Origin of the sequence: Salmonella sp. NW177, from assembly GCF_051811585.1 — a bacterium.
Lineage (GTDB): Bacteria > Pseudomonadota > Gammaproteobacteria > Enterobacterales > Enterobacteriaceae > Salmonella > Salmonella enterica.
The window spans coordinates 26,021-40,544 of sequence record NZ_JAMMZV010000012.1; the positions used below are offsets into that span (position 1 = coordinate 26,021).

Here is a 14,524-nt window from a genome sequence, read left to right on the forward strand (position 1 = left end):
GAGACTAACCATGAGCCATAACGACACTATCGTCGCCCAGGCAACCCCACCGGGACGCGGTGGCGTGGGTATCCTGCGTATCTCTGGTCTGAAAGCGCGCGACGTTGCGCAAGAGGTGCTGGGCAAACTGCCGAAGCCGCGCTATGCCGACTACCTGCCGTTTAAAGACGTTGACGGCAGCGCGCTGGATCAGGGTATTGCGCTGTGGTTCCCCGGCCCGAACTCCTTCACCGGTGAAGATGTGCTGGAGCTACAAGGGCACGGCGGTCCGGTGATCCTGGACCTGCTATTAAAACGTATCCTGACGCTTCCAGGCGTGCGCATTGCCCGACCGGGCGAGTTCTCCGAGCGAGCGTTCCTCAACGATAAGCTCGATTTAGCCCAGGCAGAAGCCATTGCCGACCTGATCGATGCCAGTTCCGAACAGGCGGCGCGTTCGGCGCTAAACTCGTTACAGGGGGCATTTTCCGCCCGCGTTAACCACCTTGTGGAAGCACTTACTCACCTGCGAATCTACGTCGAAGCGGCTATCGATTTTCCGGATGAGGAGATCGACTTTCTCTCTGACGGCAAAATTGAAGCGCAGCTCAATGGCGTCATCGCCGATCTTGACGCCGTGCGAACCGAAGCGCGCCAGGGCAGCCTGCTGCGCGAAGGGATGAAGGTAGTGATTGCCGGACGCCCGAATGCCGGGAAATCCAGCCTGCTGAATGCGCTGGCAGGCCGTGAAGCGGCCATTGTTACCGATATCGCCGGCACCACGCGCGACGTGTTGCGCGAGCATATTCACATCGACGGGATGCCGCTGCATATCATCGATACCGCCGGACTGCGCGACGCCAACGACGAAGTTGAGCGTATCGGCATCGAACGCGCCTGGCAGGAGATTGAACAGGCCGATCGCGTGCTGTTTATGGTGGATGGCACCACGACGGACGCCGTTGACCCTGCCGACATCTGGCCGGACTTTATCGCCCGTCTGCCCAAAAATCTACCGATTACCGTGGTACGTAACAAGGCGGATATCACCGGCGAAACGCTGGGTATTAGTGAAGTAAACGGTCACTCACTGGTTCGCCTCTCGGCGCGTACCGGCGAAGGCGTCGACGTGTTGCGTAACCACCTCAAGCAGAGCATGGGGTTTGATACCAATATGGAAGGCGGATTCCTGGCCCGCCGCCGTCACCTGCAGGCGCTGGCGGAAGCCGCTGACCATCTTGAACAGGGCAAAGCGCAGCTATTAGGCGCATGGGCGGGGGAACTGCTGGCGGAAGAGTTGCGCCTGGCGCAGCAAAGCTTAAGCGAGATTACCGGCGAGTTTACCTCCGACGACCTGCTGGGACGGATTTTCTCCAGCTTCTGTATTGGTAAGTAACGTTGTATTGCCCGGTGGCGCAATGCTTACCGGGCCTACAAAACCCGTAAGCCGGATAAGGCGTTTATGCCGCCATCCGGCAGCAATGTTTTCCCATGAGGAAATCACTGTTGTCCAAATGGCAACTCGTCTCGCGCAACGTCGCCCCGTATTCTTAGCGCCACACTTTTCGTGAGGCCGCTATGAAACGTTTTCTACTGTGTAGTTTTGCCCTGGTTTTACTCTATCCTGCCGGTATTGATATGTATCTGGTCGGTTTACCGCGTATAGCCGCCGATCTGAACGCCAGCGAGGCGCAGTTGCATATCGCCTTCTCCGTTTACCTGGCCGGAATGGCGACGGCCATGCTGTTTGCCGGGAAGATAGCCGACCAGTCAGGCCGCAAGCCGGTCGCGATCGTCGGCGCGCTCGTCTTTATGATGGCCTCACTGCTTTGTTCACGGGCGTCGGAAGGCTCGCTATTTCTGAGTGGGCGTTTTCTTCAGGGAGTAGGCGCAGGCGGCTGCTATGTGGTGGCGTTCGCCATTCTGCGCGATACGCTCGACGAGCATCGCCGGGCGAAAGTGCTGTCATTATTGAATGGGATTACCTGTATTGTGCCGGTACTCGCCCCGGTGGTGGGGCATTTGATTATGCTTCGTTTCCCCTGGCAAAGTCTGTTCTATACGATGTCCTCGATGGGCATTATTGTGGGCCTGTTATCACTGTTTATCCTGCGCGAGACGCGCCCGGCAAGGCTGGCTCCACGCGATTTATCACGATCGTCGCCCGCCGCCGAGTCGCTGGTTAACCGTTTTTTCGTCAGTCGACTGGCGATCACCACCCTTAGCGTGTCGGTGATCCTGACCTTCGTCAATGCCTCTCCAGTGCTGCTGATGGAGGTGATGGGATTTAGTCGTGGCGACTATGCCATTACCATGGCGCTCACCGCAGGCGTCAGCATGGTCGTCTCTTTTTCTACCCCTTTTGCGCTTGGGTTATTTAAGCCGCGAACCTTAATGCTCGTCTCACAGGGGCTGTTTTTGACGGCTGGCGTGACGTTAAGCCTTGCTCATACCAATACCGTCACGCTCTTTGGCCTGACGCTTATCTGCGCCGGATTCTCGGTTGGTTTTGGCGTCGCGATGAGCCAGGCGCTGGGGCCGTTTTCGCTGCGCGCCGGAGTGGCCAGTTCCACGCTCGGTATCGCGCAGGTTTGCGGTTCATCACTGTGGATTTGGCTGGCGGCAATACTCGGTATCAGCGCGATGAATATGCTGATCGGGATTCTGATTGGTTGTAGCATAGTGAGTATTCTGCTGATCTTCTCCGTCACGCCCAACAGGTCCGTAGCCGAGCATGAAGAAATCCCTTACCAATCTCGACCTTAATTTGCTGTTATGCCTACAGTTACTCATGCAGGAGCGCAGCGTCACTAAAGCTGCAAAACGGATGAACGTAACGCCATCGGCGGTCAGCAAATCGCTGGCGAAACTCCGGGCATGGTTTGACGATCCGCTGTTCGTCAATACGCCGCTGGGCCTGGCGCCGACGCCGCTGATGGTCAGTATGGAGCAAAGTCTGGCGGACTGGATGCAGATGGGGAATCAACTGCTTGATAAGCCGCATCATCAAACGCCGCGCGGTTTAAAATTTGAGTTGGCGGCAGAGTCGCCGCTGATGATGATTATGTTTAATTCACTGTCGCAGCAGATTTATCAGCGCTATCCGCAGGCTACCATTAAGGTTCGCAACTGGGATTATGACTCGCTGGAGGCGATTACGCGCGGGGAAGTCGATATCGGATTTACCGGACGCGAAAGCCATCCCCGCTCGCGAGAATTGCTCAGTCTGTTGCCGCTCGCGATTGATTTTGAGGTACTGTTTAGCGATTTACCGTGGGTCTGGCTGCGGGAAGATCATCCGGCGCTGCGCGAAGCGTGGGATCTGGACACTTTTCTGCGCTACCCGCATATCAGTATTTGCTGGGAGCAAAGCGATACCTGGGCGCTGGATGATGTCCTGCAAGAAATGGGACGCAAACGCCATATTGCGTTGAGCCTGCCGGGGTTCGAGCAGTCGCTCTTTATGGCCGCCCAGCCGGATCACACCCTGATAGCAACCGCGCCGCGCTATTGCCAGCACTACAATCAGCTCCACCAGCTACCGTTAGTGGCGCGCCCCCTGCCTTTTGATGCGCAACAGCGGGAAAAGCTGATGGTGCCGTTTACCCTATTATGGCACAAACGTAATAGTCATAATCCCAAGATTGTGTGGCTACGACAGGCTATCAACACGCTCTGCCGTCGCCTTATCTGACCACCTGCGTTGATAAATTAACCTTCCTCTTACCAGAAATGTCACCGTCTGATTAAAGAACCTTCTGAAATTGAATTTTTAGCGCGTAAAACCTGTCCATAATTTACGTTAATGTTACTCTCGTCATTATCACGGCCCATTAATCACGGAGCGAAAAATGGCGACTCACTTTGCCAGAGGGATACTTACGGAGGGACAGTTGGTTTCAATTCGTCTCTCTTCGTCTTGCCATATTGAAGCCAGAAACCTGCCTGCTCACCGACGAACGCGTTTTCTCGCCTCCAGAGGCCTTCTTGCCGAACTGATGTTTATGCTGTACGGAATTAGCGAGCTGCCGGAAATCATTATTCAGGCGAAAGGTAAACCCGCGTTTCGTGACAAAAATCTGCCAGGTTTTTCTATCTCCTACGCTGGAAATATGGTTGGCGTGGCGTTGACCACCGAAGGAGAGTGCGGGCTGGATATGGAATTACAGCGCACCTCCCGCGGCTTTCACCATCCACATTCGCTCGAACGCCACCCTTTCTCCCGTAATGAAAACTTATGGGTAGCCAATCAAAACGATCCCAACGAAGCGCGAGCGCAACTCATTACATTGCGCCAGAGCGTGTTAAAACTCACCGGCGATGTCATGAATGACGATCCGCGGGAGCTGCAACTTTTACCCGTTGCCGGACGCCTGAAGTGCGCGCATGTCACGCAGCTTGAAGCCGTGTGCGATGCGGAAGATGTGCTGGTATGGTCCGTAACCGTTACGCCAGCGATAGAAAAATTAAAAGTGTGGGAGTTCGATGGCAAACTGGGCTGGAAAAGCCTGCCCGATATCCAGACGCGCGCCAATGAGCCAACCGGCCGTCTGATGCGATTCGCCCAACTCCCCGCCGCCAAATCGTATACGCTTAATCGTTCATAATGAAAAAAGGGGCACGTATGTCTGAAACGCTGAATGTGGTTACATTGCTGGGAAGTTTACGCAAAGGTTCCTTTAACGGGATGGTGGCGCGTACGTTGCCTAAAGTCGCGCCGGCAGGAATGACAGTATCGCCGCTGCCTTCGATCGGGGATATTCCGCTGTATGACGCCGATATCCAGCAGGAAGAGGGATTTCCAGCCAGCGTAGAGGCGCTGGCGGAGCAGATTCGCAACGCCGACGGCGTCGTCATTGTGACGCCGGAATATAACTATTCCGTTCCCGGCGGCCTGAAGAATGCCATCGACTGGCTATCCCGTCTGCCTGAGCAGCCGCTGGCGGGTAAGCCCGTTCTTATCCAGACCAGTTCAATGGGGGCGATTGGCGGCGCGCGCTGCCAGTATCATCTGCGCCAGATTCTGGTGTTCCTTGATGCGATGGTGATGAATAAACCGGAATTTATGGGTGGCGTGATTCAGAATAAAGTCGACCCGCAGACTGGAGAAGTGGTGGATCAGGGAACGTTAGATCATTTGACCGGTCAGTTGACCGCATTTGGCGAGTATATTCAGCGCGTTAAAGCGTAAGTTATTTAAAAACCCTCACCCCGATGGGGCGAGGGTTCATTTCATCAGTGTGCGTCAATAAACACAATCTTCAGCACAAATAACAGCGCGACAATCACTACGCACGGGCTAAGGTCGCGCAGGCGACCGGTACCGATTTTCATCACGCAGTAAGAGATAAAGCCCAGCGCGATACCTTCGGTGATCGAGAAGCTAAACGGCATCATTACCGCCGTAATAAACGCCGGGACCGATTCGGTTAAATCCTGCCAGTTTACCCGCGCCAGGCTGGAGGTCATCAGCACGCCGACGTAAATCAGCGCGCCCGCCGCCGCGTAAGGCGGCACCATGCCCGCCAGCGGCGACAGGAAGATAACCAGCAGGAACAAAATACCGACCACCACCGCCGTCAAACCGGTGCGACCGCCCACCGAAACGCCGGAAGACGATTCAATATAAGCGGTCACAGAAGACGTTCCGACAAATGCGCCAGTGACGGAAGAGATACTATCAACAAACAGCGCCTGCTTCATGCGCGGGAATTTGCCTTTCTCATCCGCCAGGCCGGCTTTATCGGTCACGCCAATCAGCGTACCGGAGGAGTCAAACAGGTTTACCAGCATGAAGGAGAAAATAACCCCCGCCAGGCCAAGATTGAACGAGCCTGCCAAATCGACATGCCCTACCACGCTGGTGACGCTTGGTGGCGCGGAGACAATGCCGTTGTAGTGTACATCACCCATCATCCAGCCAAGCAGCGTCGTGACGATGATGGACACCAGCACCGCCGCATGAATGTTGCGCGAAGCGAGAATCGCAATAATAAAGAATCCGAGAACCCCCAGCAGCACGCTGTGCGAGGTCAGGTTGCCGATGCTGACCAGCGTTTCCGGGTTAGCGACGATCACGCCGGCGTTTTTCAGCCCCATCATGCCAATAAACAGGCCGATGCCGCTGGTGATGCCCACGCGCAGGCTGACCGGAATGTTGGCGATCATCCAGTAACGCACGCGGAAGATAGTCAGCAATAAAAGACCAACAGCGCCCCAGAAAATGGCGCCCATGCCTACCTGCCACGGCAGTCCCATTGCCTGCACAACCACGAAGGCAAAGAACGCGTTCAGCCCCATCGCGGGCGCCAGCGCCACCGGCAGGTTAGCGAACAGGCCCATCAGAATACTGCCAAAGGCCGCAATCAGACAGGTGGTCACAAAGACGGCGCTGGTGTCCATGCCAGCTACGCCCAGAATTTGCGGGTTAACAAAAACGATATAAACCATCGTCAGGAAAGTGGTAAAACCGGCGATCACTTCGGTTCGTGCCGTCGTGCCATGTTCGCGCAGTTTAAACACGCGTTCCAGCATACCCTGACCAGAAGCCTGGGTGGTGTGTTGTTGACTCATTATCAATTTCCGGAGAAAGGAGGGAAAATTCGCCGTTATCCTATACCAAAATGCGACACCTGGCGCAGTTGTGTGGTAATTTTTTTCACTCAATTTGTTAGTACGGCAACGATTGCGTCCCCTCATTCAGCATTACGTAAACGTTAAACTAGCGATATGAGACAGGAAATACTGAGGCAGCGACCAGGATATGAAAAGGATTTTTATGTTTACCCGTCTGTTTTTCTTACTCGCGTTGGTTTCTTCAACATCCGGGGCGGCAGGCTCATCCATTCTGAGTCTTATCAACACCATTCAACCAAAAACTTATCTGAACGCACCTGTACCGTTACCGCTAAAACCTGACCAGGTAGAAATATCTGACGTTTCTTTTAGCGCCGACGGCTTAAGACTGCCAGTAACGCGCTTTTACGTCATCTGTCAGGATGAGTTTTGTGGACTCTACAACGCCGCTGGGCAGGCAATCATTCCGTGGAAAAAAATCTATATTGAGCATTATGACAGCGAAACAGATCTGTTTTACGTCTCAACATCGTTCACCGGTAACCATACCGGTTTGTATAGCGCCCGCCAGCAGCAATTTATCTACCCGCCCGTCTATTCCAGCATTGAGTTAGCCGAAAGCAGCGCCATAGTTTTTCTCTCGACTTACCAGAATAGCGCTCAGCTAAGCGGCATGGGCGATGCTTACGGCAATGTGATTATTGCGCCGCAATTTTCGTCGATACAGATGATAAACCAGCGACCCGATGCGTTTGTCGCGGGAAAGCGGATGAACGACAAGATTTTATACGGCCTTCTTGATTTTTCAGGAAACATCATTATTCCCTTTCGCTACGATACTGTCTCTAATACAGATTATCGGTACAATATCAACTTCATCGCCGTTGCTAAAAACGGGCGCTGGGGAGTGATCGATAAAACAGGCAACCTGGTCAGGCCGCTGCGCTACAGCCGGGATGACACAGAAAAATGGTTAACGCAACGCGGCGCGCGTCCACGGTTTGGCGACTAAACAGGAAACATCATGTCCATGATAGAAGCGGTATTTTTCGATTGCGACGGTACGCTGGTCGATAGTGAAGTGATTTGCTCGCGTGCCTATGTCGCAATGTTTCAGGAATTTGGCATCACGCTCGATCTCGAAACGGTATTTAAACGCTTTAAGGGCGTAAAACTCTACGAAATTATCGAAACTATCAGCAAGGAGTACGGTGTTACACTAAGACGCGACGTTCTGGAGCCGGTGTACCGCGCGGAAGTGGCGCGCCTGTTCGATACCGAACTGGAAGCGATCGCGGGCGCAAATACCCTGCTGGAGAGCATTAAGACGCCGATGTGCGTGGTATCCAACGGGCCGGTCAGTAAGATGCAGCATTCGCTGGGTAAACTGGGCATGTTGCATCATTTTCCCGATTTGCTGTTTAGCGGTTACGATATTCAACGCTGGAAACCCGATCCGGCGCTGATGCTCCATGCGGCGAACGCCATGAAGGTCAATGTTGAGAAGTGTATTCTGGTGGATGACTCCAGCGCAGGCGCGCAGTCAGGAATTGCGGCGGGAATGGAAGTGTTTTATTTCTGCGCCGATCCGCATAACAAGCCGATCGATCACCCTAACGTGACGACGTTTACCGATTTGGCGCAGTTGCCGGGATTGTGGAAAGCGCGCGGGTGGGAGATTACGCGTTAACTGAAATGCCGGATGGCGCTAACGCTTATCCGGCCTACAGCATCTGTACCTGTAGGCCCGGTAAGCGCAGCGCCACCGGGCAAAAGAATGAGATTTACTCTTTCGGATCTTTCCCCGCCAGCAGCTTATCCAGCTCATCGCCGCCGACGTGACGGAAATCCTGCCCCTTCACGAAGTAGAAGATGTATTCGCAGATATTCTGGCAACGGTCACCGATACGCTCGATAGAACGAGCGCAGAATAACGCGGTCAGCACGCTGGGAATGGTGCGCGAGTCTTCCATCATGTAGGTCATCAGCTGACGCACAATGCCTTCATATTCCTGGTCAACTTTCTTATCTTCACGGTAGATACGCACCGCTTCGTCGAGATCCATGCGCGCGAACGCATCCAGCACGTCGTGCAGCATCTGCACGGTGTGGCGGCCCAGTGACTCCAGGCTGACCAACAGCGGCTGGTGCTGCTGGGAGAATTTCTCCAGCGCGGTGCGACAAATTTTATCCGCCACGTCGCCAATACGTTCCAGCTCGGCGATGGTTTTGATAATCGCCATTACCAGACGCAGATCGCTCGCCGTCGGCTGGCGCTTGGCGATAATACGCACGCAGGCTTCATCGATGGCGACTTCCATCATATTAACCTGATGGTCGCCTTCTACCACGCGCTTCGCCAGCTCGCTGTCCTGGTTGTGCATGGCGGTGATAGCGTCAGAAAGCTGCTGCTCCACCATGCCGCCCATGGTCATTACCTGAGTGCGGATGCTTTCCAGTTCGGCGTTGAACTGGCCGGAAATATGTTTATTAAGGTTCAGACTGTCCATTACGCACTCCTGAATTAACCGTAACGACCGGTGATATAGTCTTCTGTTTGTTTCTTCGCGGGCTTGGTGAACAGATCGTCCGTGTTGCTGAACTCAATCAACTCGCCCAGGTACATAAACGCCGTATGATCGGAGCAACGTGCCGCCTGCTGCATGTTGTGGGTCACGATCACCACGGTGTAATCCTGTTTCAGCTCGGTGATCAGCTCTTCAATACGCCCGGTAGAGATCGGGTCCAGAGCTGAACATGGCTCATCCAGCAGCAACACTTCCGGGCGAATGGCGATACCGCGCGCAATGCACAGGCGCTGCTGCTGACCACCGGAGAGAGAGTACCCGCTCTGGTGCAATTTATCTTTGGTTTCGTTCCATAATGCGGCTTTGGTCAACGCCCACTGCACGCGCTCGTCCATATCGGCGCGAGACAGCTTCTCAAACAGACGCACGCCAAAGGCGATATTGTCATAGATGGACATCGGGAACGGCGTCGGCTTCTGGAATACCATCCCCACTTTTGCGCGCAGCAGCGCGATATCCTGGGTGTTGGTGAGAATATTGTCGCCATCCAGCAGAATTTCACCTTCCGCGCGCTGCTCCGGATAAAGCGAATACATTTTATTGAAGGTACGCAGTAGCGTTGATTTACCGCAGCCGGATGGCCCGATAAATGCCGTTACCTGATTCTTCGCGATATCCAGATTAATGTTCTTCAGGGCATGGAATTTGCCGTAGTAGAAGTTCAAATCACGAACCTGAATCTTACTCGGGGCAGTTTCAACCATACTCATTTCACTCTTTTCCTCATCCAGCGCCGCATCCGCCACGCCGTAAAATAATGCCTGATGGCGCTACGCTTATCAGGCCGACAATGTCTTTAACCGTGTTTTTTCTTCGCGAAAACAACACGCGCCAGAATATTCAGTAGCAGTACGCACAGGGTAATAATCAGCACGCCCGCCCAGGCTAATTGTTGCCATTCGGCAAATGGGCTCATCGCGAATTTAAAGATGGTCACCGGCAGGTTGGCGATCGGCTGCATCATGTCGGTGCTCCAGAACTGGTTGGAGAGCGCGGTAAACAACAATGGCGCCGTTTCCCCGGCGATACGCGCAATAGCCAGCAGGATACCGGTCATAATCCCGGAGATAGAGGCTTTCAGCGTAATCGCGGAGATCATCTTCCACTTCGGCGTACCCAGCGCGTAGGCGGCTTCGCGCAGGCTATCCGGCACCAATTTGAGCATGTTTTCAGTGGTACGGATAACGATCGGTACCTGCAACAGCGCCAGCGCAATCACCCCTGCCCAACCGGAGAAGTGCTGCATCTGCGCCACCACGATGGTGTAAACAAACAGCCCCACAACAATTGACGGCGCGGAAAGCAGAATGTCGTTAATAAAGCGAATGATTTCCGCCAGCCAGGATTTACGGCCATACTCGGCCAGGTAAATACCCGCCATAATCCCCAGCGGCGTACCCAATACGGTAGCCCAGAGAATCAATAATCCACTCCCCGCCAGGGCGTTCGCCAGCCCGCCGCCCGCCGTGTTCGGCGGCGGCGTCATTTCGGTAAACAGCGCCAGCGACATCCCGTCGATACCACGCGTGATGGTGGACATCAAAATCCAGATCAGCCAGAACAGACCAAATGCCATCGTCGCCATTGAGAGCGTTAGTGCGATACGGTTCTTCATGCGGCGACGCGCCTGCATCTTGCGACGGGATTCCGCGAGCTGCGCGGTGTTCTGCATATCAAGCGTAGCCATTAACGTGCTCCCTCGTTCTTCGCCAGACGCATAATCATGAACTTAGACGCCGCCAGGACGATAAAGGTGATCACAAACAGGATCAGCCCCAGTTCCATCAACGCTGCCACGTGCAGACCCGATTCCGCCTCAGCGAATTCGTTCGCCAGCGCGGAAGTGATGCTGTTGCCCGGCATATACAGCGACGCGCTGTCGAGCTGGTAGGTATTACCGATGATAAAAGTGACCGCCATCGTTTCACCCAGAGCACGGCCCAGCCCCAGCATAATGCCGCCGATCACGCCATTTTTGGTGAACGGTAGCACGATGCGCCAGATAACTTCCCAGGTAGTGCAGCCGATACCGTAAGCGGACTCTTTCATCATTACCGGCGTTTGCTCGAAGACGTCGCGCATAACCGCCGCAATGTAGGGGATGATCATGATGGCGAGGATGACGCCCGCCGCCAGAATGCCGATACCAAACGCCGGGCCAGAGAACAGCGCGCCGACAAACGGAATGTTGGAAAGAATATTACCGACCGGCTCCTGAAAGTACGTCGCAAACAGCGGCGCGAAGATAAACAGCCCCCACATGCCGTACACGATACTGGGGATCGCCGCCAGCAGCTCAATGGCGATGCCGAGCGGACGCTTTAGCCAGCCTGGCGCCAGCTCGGTTAAAAACAGGGCAATGCCGAAACTGACCGGAACGGCGATCAGCAGTGCGATAAAGGAGGTCACCAGCGTGCCGTAAATGGGCACCAGTGCGCCGTAGATATCGTTTGGCGCGTCCCATTCCTTAGTCCAAAGAAATGAGAAACCAAATTTCTGAATACTTGGCCAGGAGGAGATGATCAATGAGACGATAATACCGCCCAACATCAATAGCACAATCAGCGCAGCCAGTTTTACCAGCGCGCTGAAAATCATGTCGCCTTTTTTACCCGGCGGGTTAAAAGCAGGCTTGGTTGCAGCCATAAATTACTCTTTCCATTAAACGCGTTTTACGACGTTGCCCCTGCCGGATGGCGCTACGCTTATCCGGCCTACAACGTGGGCCTGCGGTCGAAACCGTAGGGCGGATAAGCGTAGCGCCATCCGCCAATTCGTTAATTAATACAGCGCCTTACCGTTGCTGTCTTTTATACTGGTCTTCCAGGCGGTACGAACCTGCTCAACAACGTTATCCGGCAGGCTGGCGTAGTCCAGATCATTCGCCTGCTTAGCGCCATTTTTGTAGGCCCAGTCGAAGAACTTCAGCACTTCAGCACCCTGCTCAGGTTTCTTCTGCGCTTTGTGGACCAGGATAAAGGTGGTGGAGGTGATTGGCCACACATCGTCACCTTTCTGGTTGGTCAGATCCTGCGCGAAGGTTTTGCTCCAGTCTGCGCCTTTCGCCGCATTAGAGAAGCTCTCTTCCGTCGGGCTTACCGGTTTGCCGTCGGCAGAAACCAGTTTGGTGTAGGCCAGGTTGTTCTGCTTGGCATACGCATACTCAACGTAGCCAATAGCGCCTGGCAGACGCTGTACAAATGCCGCGATGCCGTCGTTACCTTTACCGCCCAGACCGGTTGGCCAGTTCACGGTAGAACCCGCGCCCACTTTCGATTTCCACTCGTCGTTGACTTTCGCCAGGTAACTGGTGAACACGAAGGAAGTACCGGAACCGTCAGCGCGACGCACCACAGCGATGTTCTGAGAAGGCAGCTTCACGCCTGGGTTCAGTTTGGTGATGGCTTCATCATCCCACTTCTTGATTTTACCGAGGTAGATGTCACCCAGCGTTTTACCATCCAGCACCAGTTCGCCGGATTTGAGGCCTGGAATATTCACCGCCAGCACCACGCCGCCGATCACCGTCGGGAACTGGAACAGGCCTTCCTGATTCAGTTTTTCGTCAGACAGCGGCGCATCGGAAGCGCCAAAATCAACGGTATTCGCGGTGATTTGTTTCACGCCGCCGGAAGAGCCTATCCCCTGGTAATTGACTTTGTTACCGGTTTCTTTCTGGTAGGTATCCGCCCATTTGGCATACACCGGCGCAGGAAACGTTGCACCGGCACCTGTCAGGCTTGCTGCTGCAAAGGCAGAGAACGCGCTCATCGATAAGGTCGCGGCGACAACAGTTGCGACAGTGGTACGCATAACTTTCATAATGTCTCCTGCACGGTTTCGGTAAATCGTTGTTTGAGTTGCTACGATGAGCAAAATAGGACAAATTGATGACAGTTATATGTCTTGATTATGACGGTTTGATGACAATGGAAATAAAAAAGCTGGCCTGGGGAGACACCAGACCAGCCTGCAGGGGGAGATGAATTAGACTGTTTGCGCAACCGCAGACGGTTTCAACAGCGCGTACATCAGGCCGCAGACAATCGTGCCCAGGGCAATCGAGAGCAGGTACTGCATCACATGTTCTACCGCATGTGGGATCGCCAGGACAAAGAGGCCGCCGTGTGGCGCCATCAGTGTACAACCGAAATACATGGATAGTCCCCCGGCGATTGCGCCACCGACCATCGTAGAAGGGATGACGCGCATCGGGTCACGCGCGGCGAAGGGAATCGCCCCTTCAGAGATAAAGCACAGCCCCAGGATAAAAGATGCATTACCCGCTTCATGCTCAGAGGCAGTGAATTTCGCTCTGGCCGCCCAGGTTGCGACGCCCATTCCTAATGCCGGTACCATCCCTGCCGCCATAATGGCCGCCATTGGCATATAAGAATGAGAAGCCAGTAAACCGACGCCGAAGGTATACGCAGCTTTATTCACCGGCCCGCCAAGGTCAAAACCTTGCATTGCGCCCAGCAACATTCCCAGCAAGATAGCATTCGTAGAGGTCATATTCCCCAGGAACGTCGTCAGCCCTTCCATCACCGCAGAAACGGGGCCACCCACCACGTAAATCATGATAAGGCCGGTAATCAGCGTAGACAGTAGCGGCAGAACCAGTACCGGCTTAAGCGCTTCCATTGACGCTGGCAGCTTAATATTTTGCGCCAGAAACCGTACGCTGTAACCGGCCAGAAAACCGGCCACAATCCCTCCCAGGAAACCAGCGCCGCACAGGCTGGCCAACATCCCGCCGATAAGCCCCGGGGCCAGACCCGGACGATCGGCAATTGAGAAGGCAATAAACCCAGCCAGTACCGGCACCATCAGCGCAAAGGCCGCCTTACCACCAATTTGAAATAGCGCAGCCGCCAGCGTGCCCGGCTCATTGAAGGCCTGGATACCGAAGACAAAAGAGAGCGCGATACACAATCCTCCCGCCACCACCAAAGGAAGCATATGGGATACGCCGGTCATTAAATGCTTATAAACGCCGGGTAGCTCTGTTTTACCAGCTGAAGAAGAGCGCCCGGCACTCCCCAGATAGACCTCGGCGCTATTGAAAGCATTATCCATTTCCTGCGCACTCTTTTTTAGCGCCGCGCCGGTACTGGTGCGATAGAGTCTTTTGCCAACAAAGCCTGACAGATCCAGTTCAATATCCGCCGCGATAATCACCACATCCGCCTGCGCTATCTCTTCCGCGGTCAGCGTGTTCTTCGCCCCGACGGAACCGCGGGTTTCAACCTTGATCCAGTCACCACGCTTGCGGGCTTCAATTTCCAACGCTTCTGCCGCCATAAAGGTATGGGCGACGCCCGTCGGACAGGCCGTCACAGCAACAATTTTTTTAGTCATAGTAGGGTACCCTGTTCTTT

Annotated in this window: 14 protein-coding genes; 7 read left to right on the plus strand and 7 right to left on the minus strand. The window is 54.4% G+C overall.

All coding sequences use genetic code 11. From position 1 onward, the window contains the following. Window positions 1–10 precede the first annotated feature (10 nt). The 5 genes from mnmE to NA986_RS23035 all read left to right on the plus strand — a co-directional run bounded on the left by mnmE (window position 11) and on the right by NA986_RS23035 (window position 5,170). Window positions 11–1,375: a tRNA uridine-5-carboxymethylaminomethyl(34) synthesis GTPase MnmE gene (gene mnmE / locus NA986_RS23015; RefSeq protein WP_023215955.1), complete on the plus strand. Its 1,365-nt coding sequence runs from the start codon at window positions 11–13 to the stop codon at window positions 1,373–1,375. 182 nt (window positions 1,376–1,557) lie between these two features. After that, window positions 1,558–2,745, plus strand: coding sequence for an MFS transporter (locus NA986_RS23020; protein ID WP_023215954.1), 1,188 nt, complete (start codon window positions 1,558–1,560; stop codon window positions 2,743–2,745). Beyond that, window positions 2,714–3,673, plus strand: a complete 960-nt coding sequence (gene yidZ, locus NA986_RS23025) for an HTH-type transcriptional regulator YidZ (RefSeq protein WP_000749365.1) — start codon at window positions 2,714–2,716, stop codon at window positions 3,671–3,673. The genes NA986_RS23020 and yidZ overlap by 32 nt, the downstream gene beginning before the upstream one ends. Window positions 3,674–3,830: 157 nt before the next feature. After that, window positions 3,831–4,586, plus strand: a complete 756-nt coding sequence (locus tag NA986_RS23030) for a 4'-phosphopantetheinyl transferase family protein (RefSeq protein ID WP_000190678.1) — start codon at window positions 3,831–3,833, stop codon at window positions 4,584–4,586. Next, a complete protein-coding gene (locus NA986_RS23035; protein WP_001575173.1) occupies window positions 4,586–5,170 on the plus strand; it encodes an NADPH-dependent FMN reductase in 585 nt (194 codons plus the stop codon). Before NA986_RS23030 ends, NA986_RS23035 begins: the two co-directional genes overlap by 1 nt. Window positions 5,171–5,214: 44 nt before the next feature. Here the strand turns inward: NA986_RS23035 and adeP are convergent, their stop codons facing one another. Next, window positions 5,215–6,552, minus strand: a complete 1,338-nt coding sequence (gene adeP / locus NA986_RS23040) for an adenine permease AdeP (RefSeq protein WP_001519317.1) — start codon at window positions 6,550–6,552, stop codon at window positions 5,215–5,217. Between the two features lie 205 nt (window positions 6,553–6,757). Between adeP and NA986_RS23045 the strand changes: the two genes are divergently transcribed. Together NA986_RS23045 and yieH are read left to right on the plus strand one after the other, a co-directional pair. Continuing rightward, window positions 6,758–7,567, plus strand: a complete 810-nt coding sequence (locus NA986_RS23045; protein ID WP_023215953.1) for a WG repeat-containing protein — start codon at window positions 6,758–6,760, stop codon at window positions 7,565–7,567. A gap of 12 nt (window positions 7,568–7,579) precedes the next feature. Next, window positions 7,580–8,245, plus strand: a complete 666-nt coding sequence (yieH, locus tag NA986_RS23050; RefSeq protein WP_000061716.1) for a 6-phosphogluconate phosphatase — start codon at window positions 7,580–7,582, stop codon at window positions 8,243–8,245. Between the two features lie 94 nt (window positions 8,246–8,339). On the opposite strand, the gene phoU is transcribed toward yieH, so the two are convergent. The 6 genes from phoU to NA986_RS23080 form a co-directional block, all read right to left on the minus strand. Further along, window positions 8,340–9,065 carry a phosphate signaling complex protein PhoU gene (phoU, locus tag NA986_RS23055; RefSeq protein ID WP_000377800.1) on the minus strand — a complete coding sequence of 242 codons (726 nt, stop codon included), beginning with the start codon at window positions 9,063–9,065 and terminating at the stop codon, window positions 8,340–8,342. Window positions 9,066–9,079: 14 nt separating this feature from the next. After that, the gene (gene pstB, locus NA986_RS23060) at window positions 9,080–9,853 is read right to left on the minus strand and encodes a phosphate ABC transporter ATP-binding protein PstB (RefSeq protein WP_000063118.1); all 774 of its coding nucleotides are present in this window, start codon (window positions 9,851–9,853) and stop codon (window positions 9,080–9,082) included. 86 nt (window positions 9,854–9,939) lie between these two features. Next, window positions 9,940–10,830 carry a phosphate ABC transporter permease PstA gene (gene pstA / locus NA986_RS23065; protein ID WP_000212197.1) on the minus strand — a complete coding sequence of 297 codons (891 nt, stop codon included), beginning with the start codon at window positions 10,828–10,830 and terminating at the stop codon, window positions 9,940–9,942. Then, window positions 10,830–11,789 (minus strand): phosphate ABC transporter permease PstC, encoded by a 960-nt coding sequence (pstC, locus tag NA986_RS23070; RefSeq protein WP_000741630.1) that lies wholly within the window; start codon window positions 11,787–11,789, stop codon window positions 10,830–10,832. The genes pstA and pstC overlap by 1 nt, the downstream gene beginning before the upstream one ends. Before the next feature lie 135 nt (window positions 11,790–11,924). Further along, the gene (gene pstS / locus NA986_RS23075; protein WP_000867131.1) at window positions 11,925–12,965 is read right to left on the minus strand and encodes a phosphate ABC transporter substrate-binding protein PstS; all 1,041 of its coding nucleotides are present in this window, start codon (window positions 12,963–12,965) and stop codon (window positions 11,925–11,927) included. A 165-nt stretch (window positions 12,966–13,130) separates the two neighbouring features. After that, a complete protein-coding gene (locus tag NA986_RS23080) occupies window positions 13,131–14,504 on the minus strand; it encodes a fructose-specific PTS transporter subunit EIIC (RefSeq protein ID WP_023215951.1) in 1,374 nt (457 codons plus the stop codon). Window positions 14,505–14,524 lie beyond the last annotated feature (20 nt).

Excerpts from the sequence above, each read along its gene's own strand:
- pstB (WP_000063118.1), bottom strand. The coding sequence starts at position 9,853 with ATGAGTATGGTTGAAACTGCCCCGAGTAAGATTCAGGTTCGTGATTTG.
- NA986_RS23035 (WP_001575173.1), top strand. The coding sequence starts at position 4,586 with ATGAAAAAAGGGGCACGTATGTCTGAAACGCTGAATGTGGTTACATTG.
- mnmE (WP_023215955.1), top strand. The coding sequence starts at position 11 with ATGAGCCATAACGACACTATCGTCGCCCAGGCAACCCCACCGGGACGC.
- pstC (WP_000741630.1), bottom strand. The coding sequence starts at position 11,789 with ATGGCTGCAACCAAGCCTGCTTTTAACCCGCCGGGTAAAAAAGGCGAC.
- NA986_RS23020 (WP_023215954.1), top strand. The coding sequence starts at position 1,558 with ATGAAACGTTTTCTACTGTGTAGTTTTGCCCTGGTTTTACTCTATCCT.
- phoU (WP_000377800.1), bottom strand. The coding sequence starts at position 9,065 with ATGGACAGTCTGAACCTTAATAAACATATTTCCGGCCAGTTCAACGCC.
- yieH (WP_000061716.1), top strand. The coding sequence starts at position 7,580 with ATGTCCATGATAGAAGCGGTATTTTTCGATTGCGACGGTACGCTGGTC.
- yidZ (WP_000749365.1), top strand. The coding sequence starts at position 2,714 with ATGAAGAAATCCCTTACCAATCTCGACCTTAATTTGCTGTTATGCCTA.
- pstA (WP_000212197.1), bottom strand. The coding sequence starts at position 10,830 with ATGGCTACGCTTGATATGCAGAACACCGCGCAGCTCGCGGAATCCCGT.
- NA986_RS23080 (WP_023215951.1), bottom strand. The coding sequence starts at position 14,504 with ATGACTAAAAAAATTGTTGCTGTGACGGCCTGTCCGACGGGCGTCGCC.
- pstS (WP_000867131.1), bottom strand. The coding sequence starts at position 12,965 with ATGAAAGTTATGCGTACCACTGTCGCAACTGTTGTCGCCGCGACCTTA.
- NA986_RS23030 (WP_000190678.1), top strand. The coding sequence starts at position 3,831 with ATGGCGACTCACTTTGCCAGAGGGATACTTACGGAGGGACAGTTGGTT.
- NA986_RS23045 (WP_023215953.1), top strand. The coding sequence starts at position 6,758 with ATGTTTACCCGTCTGTTTTTCTTACTCGCGTTGGTTTCTTCAACATCC.
- adeP (WP_001519317.1), bottom strand. The coding sequence starts at position 6,552 with ATGAGTCAACAACACACCACCCAGGCTTCTGGTCAGGGTATGCTGGAA.